Source organism: Rhodovarius sp., assembly GCF_040399605.1.
GTDB classification, from domain to species: Bacteria; Pseudomonadota; Alphaproteobacteria; order Acetobacterales; family Acetobacteraceae; genus Rhodovarius; species Rhodovarius crocodyli_A.
Genome location: NZ_JBBARU010000005.1, coordinates 45,769 through 60,548 on the forward strand (window position 1 = coordinate 45,769; position 14,780 = coordinate 60,548).

The following is a 14,780-nucleotide window of genomic DNA, read 5'->3' on the forward strand; positions in this document are numbered from 1 at the left end:
GAGATGGCGATGGAGCATCGGATCAGAACGGGACAGGCGGCACCTTATCAGGCGCTGAAAGCCTCCCGTGGCGCCGGGCAGGGCGCAGCCCCGGCTGGCGGCTTCCGCATATCGCAGCTTGCCGCGCCCATCGCCCCGGCCGCTGTGCCGGGCATCGAAGTGGCAGGTGTGCTCGCCGCCACCGCCTCACCGCGTGACCATGTGGCGCGCCGCCGTGGCCGGGCCCTGCTGCGTGGGCTGGATGAGCTGCAGCGCGATTTGCTGGCCGGCACAGCCAACCCCGATGTCATGCGCGCCCTGGCCGGATTGCTGGAAGGAGAGGATGGCGATGACCCGGACCTGGCCGAAGCCCTGCGCGCCCTGGCGTTGCGGGCGCGAATCGAGCTTGCCCGGCGTGGCATCCTACGGGAGGATCAACCCGATGATTCAAGATGATGTTGCGTGCAGACCCCGATACACTTGGTGAAAATTACGCGAAAATCAGCCATGTAAGGCCTAAGCCCTTGGCTTCTCCATGACAGGGCACTATGGTGCGCCCCGCCGAAGACGGGCTGGCGCCGGGCTAGACTCGTCTGTGGCAGGGGAAGTTCTTCCATGTTGGTTACAATCCCGCCGGATTATCGTCCAAAAGAAGACGAAGAATTCATGAACGCGCTTCAGCTGGAATATTTCCGGCAGAAGCTCCTGCGCTGGCGGCACGAATTACTCCGCGAAGCCGGGGAAACTCTCAATAGCCTCTCAGCCGGTGGTATCACCGAAGCCGACCTGACCGACAGGGCCAGTGTCGAAACCGACCGTGCGCTCGAATTGCGCACCCGCGACCGCGCCCGGAAACTGATCAATAAGATCGACCAGGCGCTCGATCGGATCGACAATGGCTCCTATGGCTATTGCGAAGAGACCGGCGAGCCCATCGGCCTGCGCCGCCTCGAGGCTCGCCCCGTTGCCATCCTCTCCATCGAGGCGCAGGAGCGCCATGAGCGTATGGAGCGTGTCCACCGCGACGATTGATCGGCCGCCTTCAGGCTCGATACTCCCAGGTGCCGCCCAATTCGGGCGGCACCTCTATAAGCTGCCGCGGCAGGATGGCCGCGCCTGGCTCACACGATCTGGTTGACCAGCGCCGTCTCACCCCGCCACAGTCGCTCGAGATTCTCCAGCAGCAGATCGATCACATTATCCTCATAGGCGCAGGTCTCGCCTGCGGTATGTGGGGTGATGAAGACATTGGGCAGGGTCCAGAGCGGTGATGCTGCCGGCAGCGGCTCCTCCGCTGTCACATCCAGCGCCGCACCCTTGATCTGGCCAGCGCTCAGCGCCGCAATCAGCGCCGCCTCATCACACACCTTCCCACGGGCGCAATTGATGAGATAGGCGCTGGGCTTCATCGCCGCCAGCGCGGCCGCACCGATCAGCCCGGTGGTCTGCGCCGTCAGCGGGCAGACCAGCACCACCATATCGGCCTGGGGCAGCAAAGTGGGCAGGGCTGCGATGCCATGCACCTCATCCGCCCCCTCAGCGCCCGCGCCCGGATTGGCCCGCACGCCAATGACGCGCATCTCAAACGCCTTGGCGAGGCGGATCAGCCGCCCACCAATCCGCCCCATCCCCACCACCAGCAGTGTCTTGCCGGCCAACTCATCCTCGCGCTTTTCGAAATCGCTCATCATCCCGCGCCAGGTCTTTTGCTGCTGATTGTCCCGCGCCTCCACCAGCCGGCGGGTCATGGCGAGCATCAGCGCCATGGCGTGCTCACTCACCGCCTTGGCATTGACCCCCGCGGCACTGGCCAGGCGAATGCCATGGGCGGCGAAGACCGCACGATCATACTGATCCGTCCCCGCGCTCATCGACTGCACGAATCGCAGCTTTGGCGCCCGGGCGGGAATGTCATTGCGCCACATGCCCGAGAGGCTGAGCACGTCGATCTCCGGCAGCATGGCCTCCAACTCGGCCTGGCTGCGCGCCTCAATCGCCCGCATGGAGGTGTTGCGCAGCGCCAGCCGCGCCTTGCAGTTATAGGCCACATGGGCAAAGCCGATGGTGATGTTTTCGCGCGCGGTCAGCATGATGGGCTCCATAGGGTTTCCACAGGCTTACCCCAACCGGCGCTGGCGGCAATCCCGCTTGACCTCTCCCCTCGCCCCGGCCCAGCATGGCCCTGTGGATATGACATCGGCCAAGCTGGTCAGCCTGCATCGCCGCGAGAGCGGGGGCGAGGATACGCTCTGGGCGGTTGTCGCCTCCATGGGCAAGCGCCACCGCGTGGCCGAGGTGTTTCGCAGCCACGCCGCCGCCGCCGCCGATATGGCCTGGCGCACCCAGCAGGTGCAGGCCTATGTCGATTTCCTGCGCCGCAACGAGCAGCCCGTGCCGCATTACTCCCTGGCGCCGATCAAGCGTACAGACCTGCCACGGCAATGGAAACCTCTCCCCGCGCTGGGTTTTCTGCGCGGGCAATTCATCTGAGGGTGGCCAGAGCCGCTTCACCGCAAGCCAAGACGGCGAGACGGCTCTAGCATTTGTTTTGCCGCATTTTCCGAGTCGGTTTGCGACGTCGCAAGGCTTGAAAATGCTCTACCCCAACATTCCCGCCACCAGCAGCCCCACATTATGCCGCATCATCGCCTCATAACTCGCCGCCACCCCATCGGGCGCTGAGAGCGCATCGGCGTAAAGCCTTCCGCGCACCTGCACCCCCGCCTCGCTGGCCAGGCGGCGCAGCGTGGCCGGGTTGCCAATATTCTCCATGAACACCGCCGAGACATTCTGCGCCCGAACCTGCTGAATCAGCCGGGCCACGGCTTGGGCAGAAGGCTCGGCACTGGCCGAAACCCCCACGGGCGCCAGGAAACGCACCCCATAGGCCGCGCCGAAATAACCAAAGGAATCATGGCTGGTCAGCACCACCCGCCGCGCCTCCGGCACCCGGGCGATCTCGGCGCGAATCCAGCCATCAAGTGCGGCCAGCCGCGCATCATACCCCTCGGCCCGCCCCGCCAGCCCCGCAGCCCCCAGCCCGGCGGCGATCTGCCGGACATAATGCCGTGCCAGGCTCACATCCTGCCAGGCATGCGGGTCCGGCCCCTCATGCCGATGGCCAGCATGGCTGGGCGCCTGTCGGGCGGTGAGGCCCTCACTCGCCGTCACCATCACCCCGCGAAAACCCGCACCACGCGCCGCACGGTCAAACCAGGCATCGAATCCCAGCCCATTGCGTAAGGCCAGGGTGGCGCCGCGCAGCGCCTCGGCCTGGGAGGGGCGGGGCTGAAAATGATGCGCATCCACATTCGGTCCGGCCAGCACCCGGATATCGGCGCCCTGTGGCGCCACCTCGGCTAGCATATCGCCCAAAATCGAAAAGGAGGCCACCAGCACCGGCCGTGGCTGCGCCAGTGCCGGGGCCGCGAGTGCAAACAGAAAACAACGACGCCGCATGCCCGCTACTCCGCCCGAGACGGCCGCGCGAGCAGCGCCACCATCGCCTCACGCACCGAGGCCCGCCCGGCCAAAATCTCCGCCACCGCAGTACAAATCGGCATATCCACCCCCAATGTTGTCGCCCGCAGCAGCAGGGCAGGGGCAGTGGCCACGCCCTCCGCCACGCCGCGGCTTTCCGCCAACGCCTGCTCCAGGCTCAGGCCACGGCCCAGCCTTTCGCCCAGCGCGGTGTTGCGGCTGGTACTGGAACAGGCGGTCAGCAACAAATCGCCGAGGCCCGAAAGCCCCGATGCCGTCTCCGCCCGGCCACCCAGCGCCAGCACCAGCCTTCCCAACTCCGCCAGCCCCCGGGTGATCAGCGCCGCACGGGCATTCTCGCCCAGCCCCGCCCCCATGGCGGCGCCAGCGGCAATCGCCAGCACATTCTTCGCCGCGCCGCCGGCCTGCACCCCCAGCACATCCTCGCTGGAATAGAGCCTGAGCGTGGCCCCACCCAGCGCCGCCAGCCCCGCCTGCCGCAGCCCCGCATCGCTGCTGGCCAGCACGCCAGCGGCGGGCAATCCGGCGGCCACCTCGGCCGCGAAATTCGGCCCCGAAATCACCCCCAGCCCCGCCCGGTCCAGAATTTCCGTCGGAAACAACCCGCTGCCCGCTTCCACCCCCTTGGAGGCCACCAGCATCGGAATTGCCGGCAGCCCAGCCAGCGCCGCGCGCATATGCTGCACCGGCACCGCCAAAATGGCGAAATCGGCCCGCTCCATGGCCATGGCAGGCGAATCGCTCAGCCGCATACTGGCCGGCAGCGCCGCATCAGGCAGCCGCGGATTGCGCCGGCTCAGCGCCATCTCCGCCGCCCCGCTGCGGGCCCAAAGCGCCACATTATGGCCCTGCCGCGCCGCATGCAGCGCCAGCGCCGTGCCCCAGGCCCCCGCACCCAGCACCGCAATCCTACTCATCGGCAACCCTCACTATCCGCACCCCGCAGCCCGCCTCACCATCGCTCAGCCGCTCCAGCAAGGCCGCCAGAATGGCACCGCCCTCGGCCTCAAACCGCCACGGCGCATTCACCACCAACAGCCCGCAGCCATTGAGGCGCGAGGCATCCAGCGGCTCGCGCAGCCACAATTCCGCCGCCAGCACATCGCGAATACCAGCGGCACGAATGGCATCATGAAAGGCCAGCACAGGCGCCATATGCTTGATGGGATACCACGCCGCCTGCACATGCCCCCGCGCCCGCCCCCAAACCTCAGCCATCCCCCGGGCCAGCCGGCCAAACTCATCCCCCGCCTCAAAAGGCGGGTCGAACAGCACCAACCCCCTCCGCTCCGGGAAGGGGGTCAGCGCCCGGGCGCATTCATAGGCATCGCGCATATGGGCCGGCGTGCCGCGCATGGTCTTGCGCAGCGCCGCATGATCCTCCGGATGGAGTTCATTCAGCACGAGATGATCCTCAGCCCGCAACAGCGCCTGGATCAGCGCCGGGCTGCCCGGATAGTGCTGCGGCATACCCAAGGCCCGCAGCAGCCCAATATAATCCGCCAGCGGGCCATCCTCGAGCGCCATCAGCCGCCCCACACCCTCCCACCATTCGCCGCTGCGGCGGGCCTCCTCCGAATCGAGCGGATACACCCCCCGCCCCGCATGAGTGTCCAATACCCGAAGCGGCGTGGGTTTTTGCTGCATGGCGCGCAGCAGCCACACGAGCAGCGCGTGCTTCATGCAATCAGCGAAATTGCCGGCATGAAAGGCGTGACGATAGTTCATGCCCCCCCTATCGCGGCTTGCCGCCCCGCCGCCTAGCCCCCCGTAGAGGCGCAGAATTCCTGCCAGATCTTGCGCAGCGCCGCCTGCAGGTCCTGCGTGTAGCGGTCAATATCCCATGCGGGCGTGGCCAGCAGCCTCGCGCGCATGCCCTGCTTCAGCGCCAAAAGCCCCGCGCGGTCCGACCCATGGCGCACCGCCGTCTCGACATAATCCGCATCGCTATCGGCCACCCAATCGCTAAGGGCAGCGGCGGCCATGAAACTCGCCCCCATGCGGGAGACAAAAGCCTCACCACGCCGCGCCAGCACCGGCGCCCCCATCCACATCGCCTGCAGCGTGGTGGTGCCGCCATTATAGGGCACGGGGTCGAGCGCGATATCGATGTCAGCATATTCCGCCATCATCTCGGCCATGCCGGTGGGGCCGCGCAGTTCCAGCCGATCGGCGGCAATGCCCAGTGCCGCCATGCGGCGGGTAAAACCGGCCATGGCGCCAGGGTCGCGGAAGCTCGGCGCCTTCACCAGCAGGCGCGATTGCGGCAGCCGATGCAAAATTTCCGCCCAGAGGCCCAGCGTGCGCGGCGTCAGCTTGGGCAGGTTGTTGAAGGAGCCAAAGGTGAGCGGCCGCGCGGCATGCGCCGGGCCGAAATCGGGATAATACGAATCGGGCGCCGGGGCGAAGCAGAACACGGTGTTTGGCAGCCGCATCACCCGCTCGCTGAACAACCCCTCCGAACCCTCCGGCGCCACCACGGAATCGGTGATGATCCAATCGATATTCGGCACGCCGGTGGAGCCGGGATACCCCAAAAACGTCACCTGCACCGGCGCTGCCCGATTGCCGAAAAGCGGCATCTTGCCGCGCTGGGTATGGCCGGAGAGGTCGATCAAAATATCGATGCCATCGGCCTCGATCCGCCGCGCCAATTGGCCATCCGTCCAACTCGCGCATTCCACCCAATGCGCCACCCGGCCGCGCGCCTGGCGGGTTTCCTCATCATGGCTGATGCCAGTGAAATAGAGGCTGATGGGCATCGCCGCCCCATCCCAGCGGGCCAGCACCGGCTGCATGAAGATATTGACCGGGTGCTGGTGGTGCAGATCCGGCGTGATCATGCCCACGCGCAGGCGCCGCCCCGGCTCGCGGCCATTGCGAAAACTGGCCACCGCCCGCGCCCCCTCGCCCAGCCGGGCAAAGAGCCGCCGATGCAGCGCCGCCACCTCGGCCGCATCGATACTATCGGCATATAGCGCGCTCATCGCCGCACCCGAGGCCAGGGCGGTGTCCCCCGCCTCCACCTGCGCCAAAAACAGCTGCAAGGCGGTATCGGCCTCGCCCTGGCGGGAGGCGATGGAAGCGCGCATCGGCCCCGCGCCAGGCTGTGGCGCCAGCGCCTCGGCCCGGGCGAGCGCCTCCAGCGCCTCCTCCATGTACCAGGCCTCGGAGAGCATATGGGCGAGGTTCCAATGCGCCGAGCCATTCTCGGGCCGCAGCGCCACATTGCGCCGCAAAATGGTCAGCGCCTGCTGCCAGAGATTGTGGCGCAGCGCCAATTCTGCCGCCCGCACCAAAATGGCTTCGTTCTCGGAAGCCTCACTGGCCTCGCCCAGCCGCCGCTCCGCCTCTTCCCCCAAGCCCAGCCGCAGCAGGATGGCAGCAAGGTCCAGCTGCATCAGCGCCCGCTCATCCGCGCTGGGCGGTGGCTGTTCCAAAGCGGCGCAGAGCATCGCCTGGCGCAGCGATTCCAAGGCCAGGGCGGCAGCGCCGCGCTCCAGCCGGTATTGCGTCATATGCAGATGCAGCCGGCGCGGCCTGTCATCGCCGGCCAGTGACAGGGCCTGGTGGTAATGCGCCGCACCCTCATCGGCGCGCCCGCCCTCCTCCAGCGCCCGGGCCATCGCCAAATGCCCCTCCCAGCGCGCCGGCGCAGCCTGGATCGCCATGGCATAGCAGCCCAACGCCTCGGCCTCACGGCCCAGCCGGCGCAGCGCATGGCCGCCCTCTAACGCTGCGTTGAAATTGCCCGGCTCGCCGCGCAGCACGGCGGCAAAGCCGGCCGCCGCCGCCTCATAACGGCCCAGCCGCGCCCGGCAGCGTGCCAGTTGCAGCGCGGCCACGGTCAGTGCCGGGTTGGCGGCCAATGCCTGGGCCAACGGCGCCTCGGCCTCGGCCCAGCTTCCCTGCTGGCACAGCGCATTGCCCAGGTTGAAATGCAACTCAGCCGGGGCGCCGGGCAGTGCCAAAGCGGCCCGATAGGCGACAATGGCGGCGGCATGATCGCCGCGGCGGCGATGCGTCATGGCCTGTTCGGCCAGGCTCTGCCAATTGATGTGCGGGGTGCGAGGCATTGGATGCGTGTGGATCATTCCCGCCGCGCCCGCAACCGTGATCAGCCGATGGCGATGATCGCGCCCTGCCGCATCTCGCCGGGCAGGCACAGCGCAGCGATGGCCGGCGCCACATCGGCGGGGCTGGGCAGCACCGCCTGATCCTCACCGGGATAGGCCGCCCGGCGCAGTCTGGTGCCTACCGGGCCCGGCTCGGCCAAATTCACCCGCAGATTGGTCTGCGCCAATTCCTCGGCCCAGCATTGCACCATATGGCGCTGCCCAGCCTTGGCGGCGCTGTAAAGGCCGAAATAGGCCGAAGGCGCCGCCGCCCGCCGATCCGTCAACACCACCGCGCGTCCGGCCGGGGCGGCGCGCAAAGGCGGCTCCACACTGCGAATCAACCGCCATGTCGCGGTCAGATTGACCGCCATGGAGGTGATGAAATCCCTGGGCTCGATATGCGCAACCGGCGTGAGCTTGCCCAGCCAGCCCGCCGCATGGACCACAATATCCAGCCGCCCAAACCGCTCAACAATACTGGGCCCCAGCAGATCGATCTGCTCCGCACCCTCGATCAGGTCGAGCGGCACCAGGCTGGCACTGCCGCCCACGGCGCGGATCGCGTCATCGCTCTCCTCCAGCCCGCCCTGGGTGCGGCCGGTGATGACGCAATGCGCCCCCATCCGCGCCAATTCCACCGCCACCGCAGCGCCTATCCCGCGTGAGGCGCCGGTCACCAGCGCCACGCAACCTGTCAGAGCGTTCATTGGCCGGGCAGCAGCTCCGGCGTGGCGGCATGCGCCTGTTCGGCCGGCCAATCGGTCAACGGAATGGCATAATCGCCGGTGAAGCAGGCATCACAGAATTGCGGCTTATCGGGGTTGCGGCCGTTCTGCCCCAACGCACGATACAGGCCTTCCAGCGAGATGAAAGCCAAGCTGTCCACGCCGATCAGCTTGGCCATCTCCTCGATACTGTGCTGCGCGGCGATCAATTGCCGGCGCGAGGGCGTATCGATGCCATAAAAGCAGCTATGGGTGGTGGGCGGCGAGGAGATGCGCATATGCACCTCCGCCGCACCGGCCTGCCGGACCATCTCGACGATCTTCTTCGAGGTGGTGCCGCGCACAATGCTGTCATCCACCAGCACCACCCGCTTGCCCTCCAGCATGGCGCGATTGGCGCTGTGCTTGAGTTTGACGCCAAGGTGACGGATCTGGTCCGTGGGCTCGATAAAAGTGCGCCCGACATAATGATTGCGGATAATGCCCAACTCGAAGGGCACACCGCATTCGCGGGCATAGCCCATAGCGGCCGGCACGCCGCTATCGGGCACCGGCACCACCACATCGGCGGCCACATGGCTCTCGCGCGCCAATTCAGCGCCGATCAGCTTGCGGCTTTCATAAACGCCGGTGCCCTCAACCACCGAATCGGGCCGGGCAAAATAGATGTATTCGAAGATGCAAAACCGGCTCGCCGTCTGGGCGAAGGGCTTGATGGATTTCAGCCCGGTCGCATCGATCAACACCAATTCGCCCGGCTCGATATCGCGGACGAATTCAGCGCCGACAATGTCCAGCGCGCAGGTCTCGCTGGCCAAAATCCAGCTCGGCTGGCCGCCCAGATTGGGCATGGAGCCCAGAACCAGCGGCCGCACCCCCAAGGGGTCACGCGCGCCGATCAGCGCGCCATCATGCAGCGCCACCAGCGAATAGGCGCCCTGCACCTGCTTCAGGGCGTCGATCAGCCGGTCGATCACATTGGTGTAAAGGCTGATGGCGATGAGGTGGATAAACACCTCCGAATCGGTGCTCGACTGAAACAGGCAACCGCGCTTGACCAGCGCCCGGCGCAGCCCCTGCGCATTGGTGAGATTGCCATTATGGCCCACCGCGAAGCCACCAAACTCGAAATCGGCATAAAGCGGCTGCACATTTCGCAGCGCCGTCTCACCCGTGGTGGCATAGCGATTATGGCCACAGGCCGCACGCCCCTTCAGCCCGGCCATGACCTTGGCATCGCCAAAAATATCCCCCACCAGCCCCAGGCCGCGATGGGTGTGGAACACCCCCCCCTCCGAGAGCGAGACGATGCCCGAAGCCTCCTGCCCGCGATGCTGCAAGGCATGCAGGCCCAGTGCCACCAGCGCCGCAGCATCGGCATGGTTCCATACGCCGAAGACACCGCATTCCTCGTGGAATTTGTCGTCGTCATGGGGATTGGTGCTGATGGTCATGCGATCCTTCAGGCCATTGGCATGGCCATGTCATCCAGATGTCGCATAGCACCGGCGCGGATATTTTTCACGGGGGGCGATGCGCCCCCTATGTGCGACTGCCAACGCGCGGACGCAACAGCTCTTCCTGCGTCGGCACCCGTGGTGCGGGAGGGGTTGCTATGCGTGGGCGGTATTCCGGCGGCAAGAGCGCCGCCACAGATTGCGCCCCAGCCACGACATTGGGCAGAAACCGCGCCTGCAGCACCGGCTCCGGCCAACGCTCGGTGGCGGGCAGGAACAGCCCGCCGATAATATAGGCCAGCACCACCAAAAACGCCCCGCGCACCAGGCCGAACAGGGCGCCGAGCGAGCGGTCCACCCCACCCAGCGCGCTATCCGCCACCCGATTGGCCACCAGATTGACCACCAGCGTGAGCACCACCAGCACGGCCAGAAACACGCCGCCCACCGCCAGCCCATCGGCCAGCCAGGGCGGTTCAACAAAGCCTTCAAAAAATGGCTTGGCGACCGGGCGAAACGCAAAGGCCGCAACCACCGCGCCAATCCAGGCGGCGATCCCCAGAACCTCACGCACAAACCCACGCCAGAACGCCATCAGCCCCGAGGCCACCAGAACGGCCAAGGCCGCCCCATCCACCCAAGTCATCCTAAACTGCCCCCGCTACGGCGCGCCGCTATAGCCCGGGCGGGCCGGGGCGGGAAGGCGCGTTCAGCCCCTCAACAGCCCCAACATGGCCGAAAGCCGCTCCGGCGGCAGCTCGCCAATCCGCAGCGCCAGACGATTGGCCAATTCCGTCGCCTCGGGCGCGAGCCCGGCCGTATCGATCACCACCCGTGGGTGAGAAAGCTGCGCCAGCCGCGAAAGCTCATCCGCCTCATCCCAGATCAGGCCGAAAAATTCGCAGACCTGATGAATCAACCCCGCCGAGGGCCTCCCGCGATGGCCATTCTCCAGCGCCGAAAGATAGGCCGAGGACAGTTGCATCGCCTCCGCCATGGCCCCCAGGGTCACGCCCCGGGCCTGGCGCAGCGCCCGCAGCCTGGCGCCAAAGGGCGTCACACCCGCACCCTTCGCAGCAGGATATGCACCGAACCCGTATTGGCCCGGTGCGGATGCGCCACCGCCAGCACATGGCCGCGCAGCCCGGGGCCATTCAGCCAATGCGGCAATTCACGCCGCAGCACGCCGCCCTCGCCGCTGCCCTTGCCGGTGATGATGCACACGCAGCGCAGCCCATCGGCCATGGCCCCGGCCATGAAGGCGTGAAAGGCGCCATGCGCCTCCTGGGCAAAGCGGCCATGCAGGTCGAGCGTGCGTTCCGGCCGCAGCCGGCCGCGGCGCAACTCCTTCCACCGCCGCGCATCGAGCCCCGCTGGCTGCGCGCCGATGGCGACCGGCGCGGGTGGGGCCGGGCGGCTGGGCGGCATAGGCGCCGCCACCACCACCGGGGCCGGCGGCGGCGTGATGGTGGGCGCAAGTGGTGCAACCGGCATGGCACGCCCCGGCAGCGGCTTGATATGCCGCGCGAAGGCGGCCCAGAGGCTGCGATCCTGTTCGGAAAGGGGGCGGCTGCGTCGCACCTATTGCGTGTCATCCAGCAGGAAGACATGCAGCCGGCGCGGGCCATGCGCGCCCAGTTCCAGCGTCTGCTCGATATCGGCGCTGCGGCTCGGCCCGGTCACCAGCATCACATTGCGTGGCATGAAGCCGCCGGTGCGGCTGTCGCTATTCTCCGCCCGCAACAGGTCCCAAGCCTCCTCATAGGCGCCAACCACGCGGCTGGTGCGCAGCAGCACCATGGCCGTGTCGGGCAGCAGGTTCAGCGTGGTGGGGCGGGTGGGGTGGCTGGGCAGCATCAGCGTGCCGGTCTCGGCAATGCCGGCAAAGCCATGCTGCAATGAGGCGAAATCCTGCGCCTGCCCGGGTCGTGCCTCGATGCGCAGCATTGGCCGCTCTTCCCAGGCGAGGCCGGTGAGTTCGGGATGCGGCGCGATGGCGAGCTGCGGCGGCAGGTTCTGGGCGGCCAAAAATTCCGCAACCGCCCCCGGCACCTCCGACAGCGCCGTCAGCCGGGTGACGGTGGCGAATTCCTTCTCCAGATTGGCCACGAACAGCGCCACCTGCCCCGCATGCGCCAGGCGCGAGCGGGCGGGCATGAGGTGGCGCGGCGGGCGGGCCATGCGGGTGCGCAGCATGGCTTTCTGGTCCTCGGGCAATTCGCCCCGGCGCAGGCCACGGCGAATGCCGGCCAGAATGGCGTCGCGGCTCATTGCCGCTTGCTCTTGGCATATTGCGCCATAAACGTGCCGCCCGCCTGGGGCACCGGCAGGTCCCGCCCCGCAGTCCAGCCCCCGGCCAGCGGCAGGGCGGAGAAAGAACCCGTCTTGCGCCCCAGCAGCTTCAAGGCGCGCACCGCAAGCCCGGTGGCGGCGCGATACACCTCCGGCCGCTTCGCCAGCCAGGCCCAGAGCCCCATGGCGCTGCGGGTGGCAGCCGGCGAGAGGTGGCGTTCAAACTCCCGCTCGCGCCAATGTCGCATCATTTTGGGCAGGGGGATTTTCACCGGGCAAACACTCTCGCAGCGGCCACAAAACGTGCTGGCATTGGGCAAATGCCCGGCCTTGTCCACCCCCACCAGCGTGGGCGTCAGCACCGAGCCCATCGGCCCCGGATACACCCAGCCATAGGAATGCCCACCAACCGCGCCATAAACCGGGCAATGATTCATGCAGGCCGCGCAGCGGATGCAGCGCAGCATTTCCTGATACTCGGTGCCCAGCATATTCGACCGCCCGCCATCGAGCAGCACCACATGATATTCCTGCGGCCCGTCCAACTCCGCCGCCCGCCGCGCCCCGGTGGAGAAGGTGGTATAGACCGAAAAATCCTGCCCCGTGGCCGAGCGCGCCAGCAGCCGCAGCAGCGATGTCGCATCCTCCAGCGTCGGCACCATTTTCTCGATGCTGGCGAGCGCGATATGCACCTTGGGCAGGGTCTGCGTCAGGTCGCCATTGCCCTCATTGGTGACGATGACGGAGGAGCCGGTCTCAGCGATGAGGAAATTGGCGCCGGTGATGCCCACATCGGCGGTGAGGAATTTCTGCCGCAGCCGCGCCCGCGCCTCGGTCATGATGTCGCGCCGTTCGGAAAACACCCGATCAGCCGGCAGGTCAGTATGGACCCGGCGGAACGTCTCCTCCCAATCCTCGCGGTTGAGATGGAAGGCAGGGGCGATGATATGGCTTGGCCCCTCATCGCGGATTTGCAGGATATATTCGCCCAGATCGGTCTCAACCGGGGTGATGCCGTGCTTTTCCAGGTGTTCGTTGACGCCCAGCTCCTCGCTGATCATCGACTTGCCCTTGGTGACGGTCTTCGCCCCCGCCTTCTGGCAAATCGCCAGCACCGCCGCGCGGGCCTCATCGGCGGTGGAGCACCAATGGACATGGCCACCAGCCTTCTCCACCCGGGCGGCGAATTCCTCCAGGTAGAAATCCAGATTGGCCAAGGTGTGGTTCTTGATGTCGCGGCCGACATCGCGCAGCGCCTCGAATTCCGGCAGCCCGGCCACGGCGGCGGCGCGCTTGACCTGAAAGCCCTGCTTGGCCCGGCCGAGCGCCTTTTGCAGCCCGGGATCGACCAGCGCCTCGGCCGCGCGTTGTTTGAATTGGGGGGAATGGATCTGCATGACGAACAATCTAGCGCGCTGGCTTCGGCACGGGTAGCGTTCCCACAAAGAGGAAACGCAACCATGGAATTTTCCCGCCGTAACGCGCTGGCCGCGGCCACGCTTGCCGCAACCATCCCTGCTCGGGCGCAGACGCCCCCCATCCGGCTGGGCGTGCTGACCGATATGTCCGGCCCCTATGCCGGCAATACCGGCCCGGGCAGCGTGATGGGCGTGCGCCTCGCCATCGAGGATTTCATGCGCGAAAACCCCGGCATCCGGGTGGAAATGGTGGTGGCGGACCCGCAGAACCGCGTCGATACCGGCCTGCAGATCGCCCGCTCATGGTTCGACCGTGAGGGGGTGGATGCCATTATCGATGTGCCCACCTCCGCCATCGCGCTCGGCCTCGTCGATATCGTGAAGGAGAAGAACAAGGTGGCGCTGATCACCGCCGCCGCCGCCTCAGACCTTTCGGGCCGCGCCTGTTCGCCCAACCATGTGCATTGGGTCTATGACACCTGGGCCATGGCCCATACCGTGGGCACCGCCACGGTGCAGGAGGGCGGCGACACCTGGTATTTCCTCACCGCCGACTACGCCTTCGGCCATGCCATTGAGCGTGATACCGGCGCGTTTGTGACCGCAGCCGGCGGCCGCGTGCTGGGCTCGGCGCGGCATCCCTTCCCCGGCACCACCGATTTCTCCTCCTTCCTGCTGCAGGCCCAGGCCTCGCGGGCCAAGGTGCTGGGCCTGGCCAATGCGGGCACGGATGCGGTGAACAGCATCAAACAGGCCGCCGAGTTTGGCCTCACCCGCCCCGGTGCCATGCGCATTGCCGCCATGCTCACCCAGATCAATGACGTGCATGCGCTGGGCCTGCAGGCGGGGCAGAATCTGCTGCTCACCGAGAGTTTTTACTGGGACATGAATGATGGCACCCGCGCCTTCGCCGCCCGCTTCGCCCGCGAAATGCGCGGCCAGCACCCAGGCATGATCCATGCCGGCGGCTATTCGGCGGCGATGCATTACCTCAAAGCCGCGGCCTCGCTCGGCGTGGCAGCCGCCCGCGCCGATGGCGCCGCCGCCATCCGCCGGATGAAGGAAATACCCACCAATGACCCGCTCTTCGGCCCCGGCCAGGTGCGGGCCGATGGCCGAAAAATCCATCCCATGCACCTCTTTTTGGTGAAAAGCCCGGGCGAGAGCCGCGGCCCCTGGGATTATTTCAAACTGCTGCGCAGCCTTCCGGCGGGCCAAAGCTTCCGCCCCATGGCCGAGGGCGGCTGCGCTCTGGCGCGCTAAGACTTGCGCCAAAGGGAGTGAGGGGTT

The 14,780-nt window shown here is 67.0% G+C and carries 16 protein-coding genes; 4 read left to right on the forward strand and 12 right to left on the reverse strand.

Annotated features, from left to right (window positions below; genetic code table 11):
• Positions 1–9 precede the first annotated feature (9 nt).
• Both ABWP84_RS02965 and dksA read left to right on the forward strand, forming a co-directional pair.
• Positions 10–435 (forward strand): flagellar assembly protein FliX, encoded by a 426-nt coding sequence (locus ABWP84_RS02965; RefSeq protein ID WP_353210505.1) that lies wholly within the window; start codon positions 10–12, stop codon positions 433–435.
• Positions 436–597: 162 nt separating this feature from the next.
• The gene (gene dksA, locus ABWP84_RS02970; protein WP_353210559.1) at positions 598–1,011 is read left to right on the forward strand and encodes an RNA polymerase-binding protein DksA; all 414 of its coding nucleotides are present in this window, start codon (positions 598–600) and stop codon (positions 1,009–1,011) included.
• Positions 1,012–1,100: 89 nt separating this feature from the next.
• Here the strand turns inward: dksA and ABWP84_RS02975 are convergent, their stop codons facing one another.
• Positions 1,101–2,069 carry a D-2-hydroxyacid dehydrogenase gene (locus ABWP84_RS02975; RefSeq protein WP_353210506.1) on the reverse strand — a complete coding sequence of 323 codons (969 nt, stop codon included), beginning with the start codon at positions 2,067–2,069 and terminating at the stop codon, positions 1,101–1,103.
• A 100-nt stretch (positions 2,070–2,169) separates the two neighbouring features.
• Between ABWP84_RS02975 and ABWP84_RS02980 the strand changes: the two genes are divergently transcribed.
• Positions 2,170–2,469, forward strand: coding sequence for a hypothetical protein (locus tag ABWP84_RS02980; RefSeq protein ID WP_353210507.1), 300 nt, complete (start codon positions 2,170–2,172; stop codon positions 2,467–2,469).
• Between the two features lie 108 nt (positions 2,470–2,577).
• Here the strand turns inward: ABWP84_RS02980 and ABWP84_RS02985 are convergent, their stop codons facing one another.
• The 11 genes from ABWP84_RS02985 to ABWP84_RS03035 all read right to left on the reverse strand — a co-directional run bounded on the left by ABWP84_RS02985 (position 2,578) and on the right by ABWP84_RS03035 (position 13,469).
• Positions 2,578–3,438, reverse strand: coding sequence for a metal ABC transporter solute-binding protein, Zn/Mn family (locus tag ABWP84_RS02985; RefSeq protein ID WP_353210508.1), 861 nt, complete (start codon positions 3,436–3,438; stop codon positions 2,578–2,580).
• A gap of 5 nt (positions 3,439–3,443) precedes the next feature.
• Positions 3,444–4,397 (reverse strand): NAD(P)H-dependent glycerol-3-phosphate dehydrogenase, encoded by a 954-nt coding sequence (locus ABWP84_RS02990; RefSeq protein ID WP_353210509.1) that lies wholly within the window; start codon positions 4,395–4,397, stop codon positions 3,444–3,446.
• Positions 4,390–5,208 (reverse strand): 23S rRNA (adenine(2030)-N(6))-methyltransferase RlmJ, encoded by an 819-nt coding sequence (locus ABWP84_RS02995; RefSeq protein WP_353210510.1) that lies wholly within the window; start codon positions 5,206–5,208, stop codon positions 4,390–4,392. Before ABWP84_RS02995 ends, ABWP84_RS02990 begins: the two co-directional genes overlap by 8 nt.
• 32 nt (positions 5,209–5,240) lie before the next feature.
• Positions 5,241–7,556, reverse strand: coding sequence for a hypothetical protein (locus tag ABWP84_RS03000; RefSeq protein ID WP_353210511.1), 2,316 nt, complete (start codon positions 7,554–7,556; stop codon positions 5,241–5,243).
• A 41-nt stretch (positions 7,557–7,597) separates the two neighbouring features.
• Positions 7,598–8,305 (reverse strand): SDR family NAD(P)-dependent oxidoreductase, encoded by a 708-nt coding sequence (locus ABWP84_RS03005; protein WP_353210512.1) that lies wholly within the window; start codon positions 8,303–8,305, stop codon positions 7,598–7,600.
• The gene (purF, locus tag ABWP84_RS03010; RefSeq protein WP_353210513.1) at positions 8,302–9,777 is read right to left on the reverse strand and encodes an amidophosphoribosyltransferase; all 1,476 of its coding nucleotides are present in this window, start codon (positions 9,775–9,777) and stop codon (positions 8,302–8,304) included. Before purF ends, ABWP84_RS03005 begins: the two co-directional genes overlap by 4 nt.
• A gap of 88 nt (positions 9,778–9,865) precedes the next feature.
• Complete coding sequence (locus ABWP84_RS03015; protein ID WP_353210514.1) at positions 9,866–10,426, reverse strand: CvpA family protein; 561 nt, start codon at positions 10,424–10,426, stop codon at positions 9,866–9,868.
• A 63-nt stretch (positions 10,427–10,489) separates the two neighbouring features.
• Complete coding sequence (locus ABWP84_RS03020; RefSeq protein ID WP_353210515.1) at positions 10,490–10,840, reverse strand: helix-turn-helix transcriptional regulator; 351 nt, start codon at positions 10,838–10,840, stop codon at positions 10,490–10,492.
• The gene (locus ABWP84_RS03025) at positions 10,837–11,361 is read right to left on the reverse strand and encodes a Smr/MutS family protein (protein ID WP_353210516.1); all 525 of its coding nucleotides are present in this window, start codon (positions 11,359–11,361) and stop codon (positions 10,837–10,839) included. The genes ABWP84_RS03020 and ABWP84_RS03025 overlap by 4 nt, the downstream gene beginning before the upstream one ends.
• Positions 11,362–12,051, reverse strand: a complete 690-nt coding sequence (locus ABWP84_RS03030) for an LUD domain-containing protein (protein ID WP_353210517.1) — start codon at positions 12,049–12,051, stop codon at positions 11,362–11,364. It lies immediately after the preceding gene.
• Positions 12,048–13,469 (reverse strand): LutB/LldF family L-lactate oxidation iron-sulfur protein, encoded by a 1,422-nt coding sequence (locus ABWP84_RS03035; protein ID WP_353210518.1) that lies wholly within the window; start codon positions 13,467–13,469, stop codon positions 12,048–12,050. Before ABWP84_RS03035 ends, ABWP84_RS03030 begins: the two co-directional genes overlap by 4 nt.
• Before the next feature lie 63 nt (positions 13,470–13,532).
• On the opposite strand from ABWP84_RS03035, the gene ABWP84_RS03040 reads away from it, so the two are divergent.
• Entirely contained in the window at positions 13,533–14,753 is a 1,221-nt protein-coding gene (locus tag ABWP84_RS03040; protein WP_353210519.1) for an ABC transporter substrate-binding protein, read from the forward strand.
• Positions 14,754–14,780 lie beyond the last annotated feature (27 nt).

What these genes read in the sequence shown, in the direction of transcription:
- ABWP84_RS02995 (WP_353210510.1), bottom strand. Translation starts at nt 5,208, where the DNA reads ATGAACTATCGTCACGCCTTTCATGCCGGCAATTTCGCTGATTGCATG.
- ABWP84_RS02965 (WP_353210505.1), top strand. Translation starts at nt 10, where the DNA reads ATGGAGCATCGGATCAGAACGGGACAGGCGGCACCTTATCAGGCGCTG.
- ABWP84_RS02985 (WP_353210508.1), bottom strand. Translation starts at nt 3,438, where the DNA reads ATGCGGCGTCGTTGTTTTCTGTTTGCACTCGCGGCCCCGGCACTGGCG.
- purF (WP_353210513.1), bottom strand. Translation starts at nt 9,777, where the DNA reads ATGACCATCAGCACCAATCCCCATGACGACGACAAATTCCACGAGGAA.
- ABWP84_RS02975 (WP_353210506.1), bottom strand. Translation starts at nt 2,069, where the DNA reads ATGCTGACCGCGCGCGAAAACATCACCATCGGCTTTGCCCATGTGGCC.
- ABWP84_RS03030 (WP_353210517.1), bottom strand. Translation starts at nt 12,051, where the DNA reads ATGAGCCGCGACGCCATTCTGGCCGGCATTCGCCGTGGCCTGCGCCGG.
- ABWP84_RS03000 (WP_353210511.1), bottom strand. Translation starts at nt 7,556, where the DNA reads ATGCCTCGCACCCCGCACATCAATTGGCAGAGCCTGGCCGAACAGGCC.
- ABWP84_RS03015 (WP_353210514.1), bottom strand. Translation starts at nt 10,426, where the DNA reads ATGACTTGGGTGGATGGGGCGGCCTTGGCCGTTCTGGTGGCCTCGGGG.
- ABWP84_RS03040 (WP_353210519.1), top strand. Translation starts at nt 13,533, where the DNA reads ATGGAATTTTCCCGCCGTAACGCGCTGGCCGCGGCCACGCTTGCCGCA.
- ABWP84_RS03035 (WP_353210518.1), bottom strand. Translation starts at nt 13,469, where the DNA reads ATGCAGATCCATTCCCCCCAATTCAAACAACGCGCGGCCGAGGCGCTG.
- ABWP84_RS02990 (WP_353210509.1), bottom strand. Translation starts at nt 4,397, where the DNA reads ATGAGTAGGATTGCGGTGCTGGGTGCGGGGGCCTGGGGCACGGCGCTG.
- ABWP84_RS03005 (WP_353210512.1), bottom strand. Translation starts at nt 8,305, where the DNA reads ATGAACGCTCTGACAGGTTGCGTGGCGCTGGTGACCGGCGCCTCACGC.
- ABWP84_RS02980 (WP_353210507.1), top strand. Translation starts at nt 2,170, where the DNA reads ATGACATCGGCCAAGCTGGTCAGCCTGCATCGCCGCGAGAGCGGGGGC.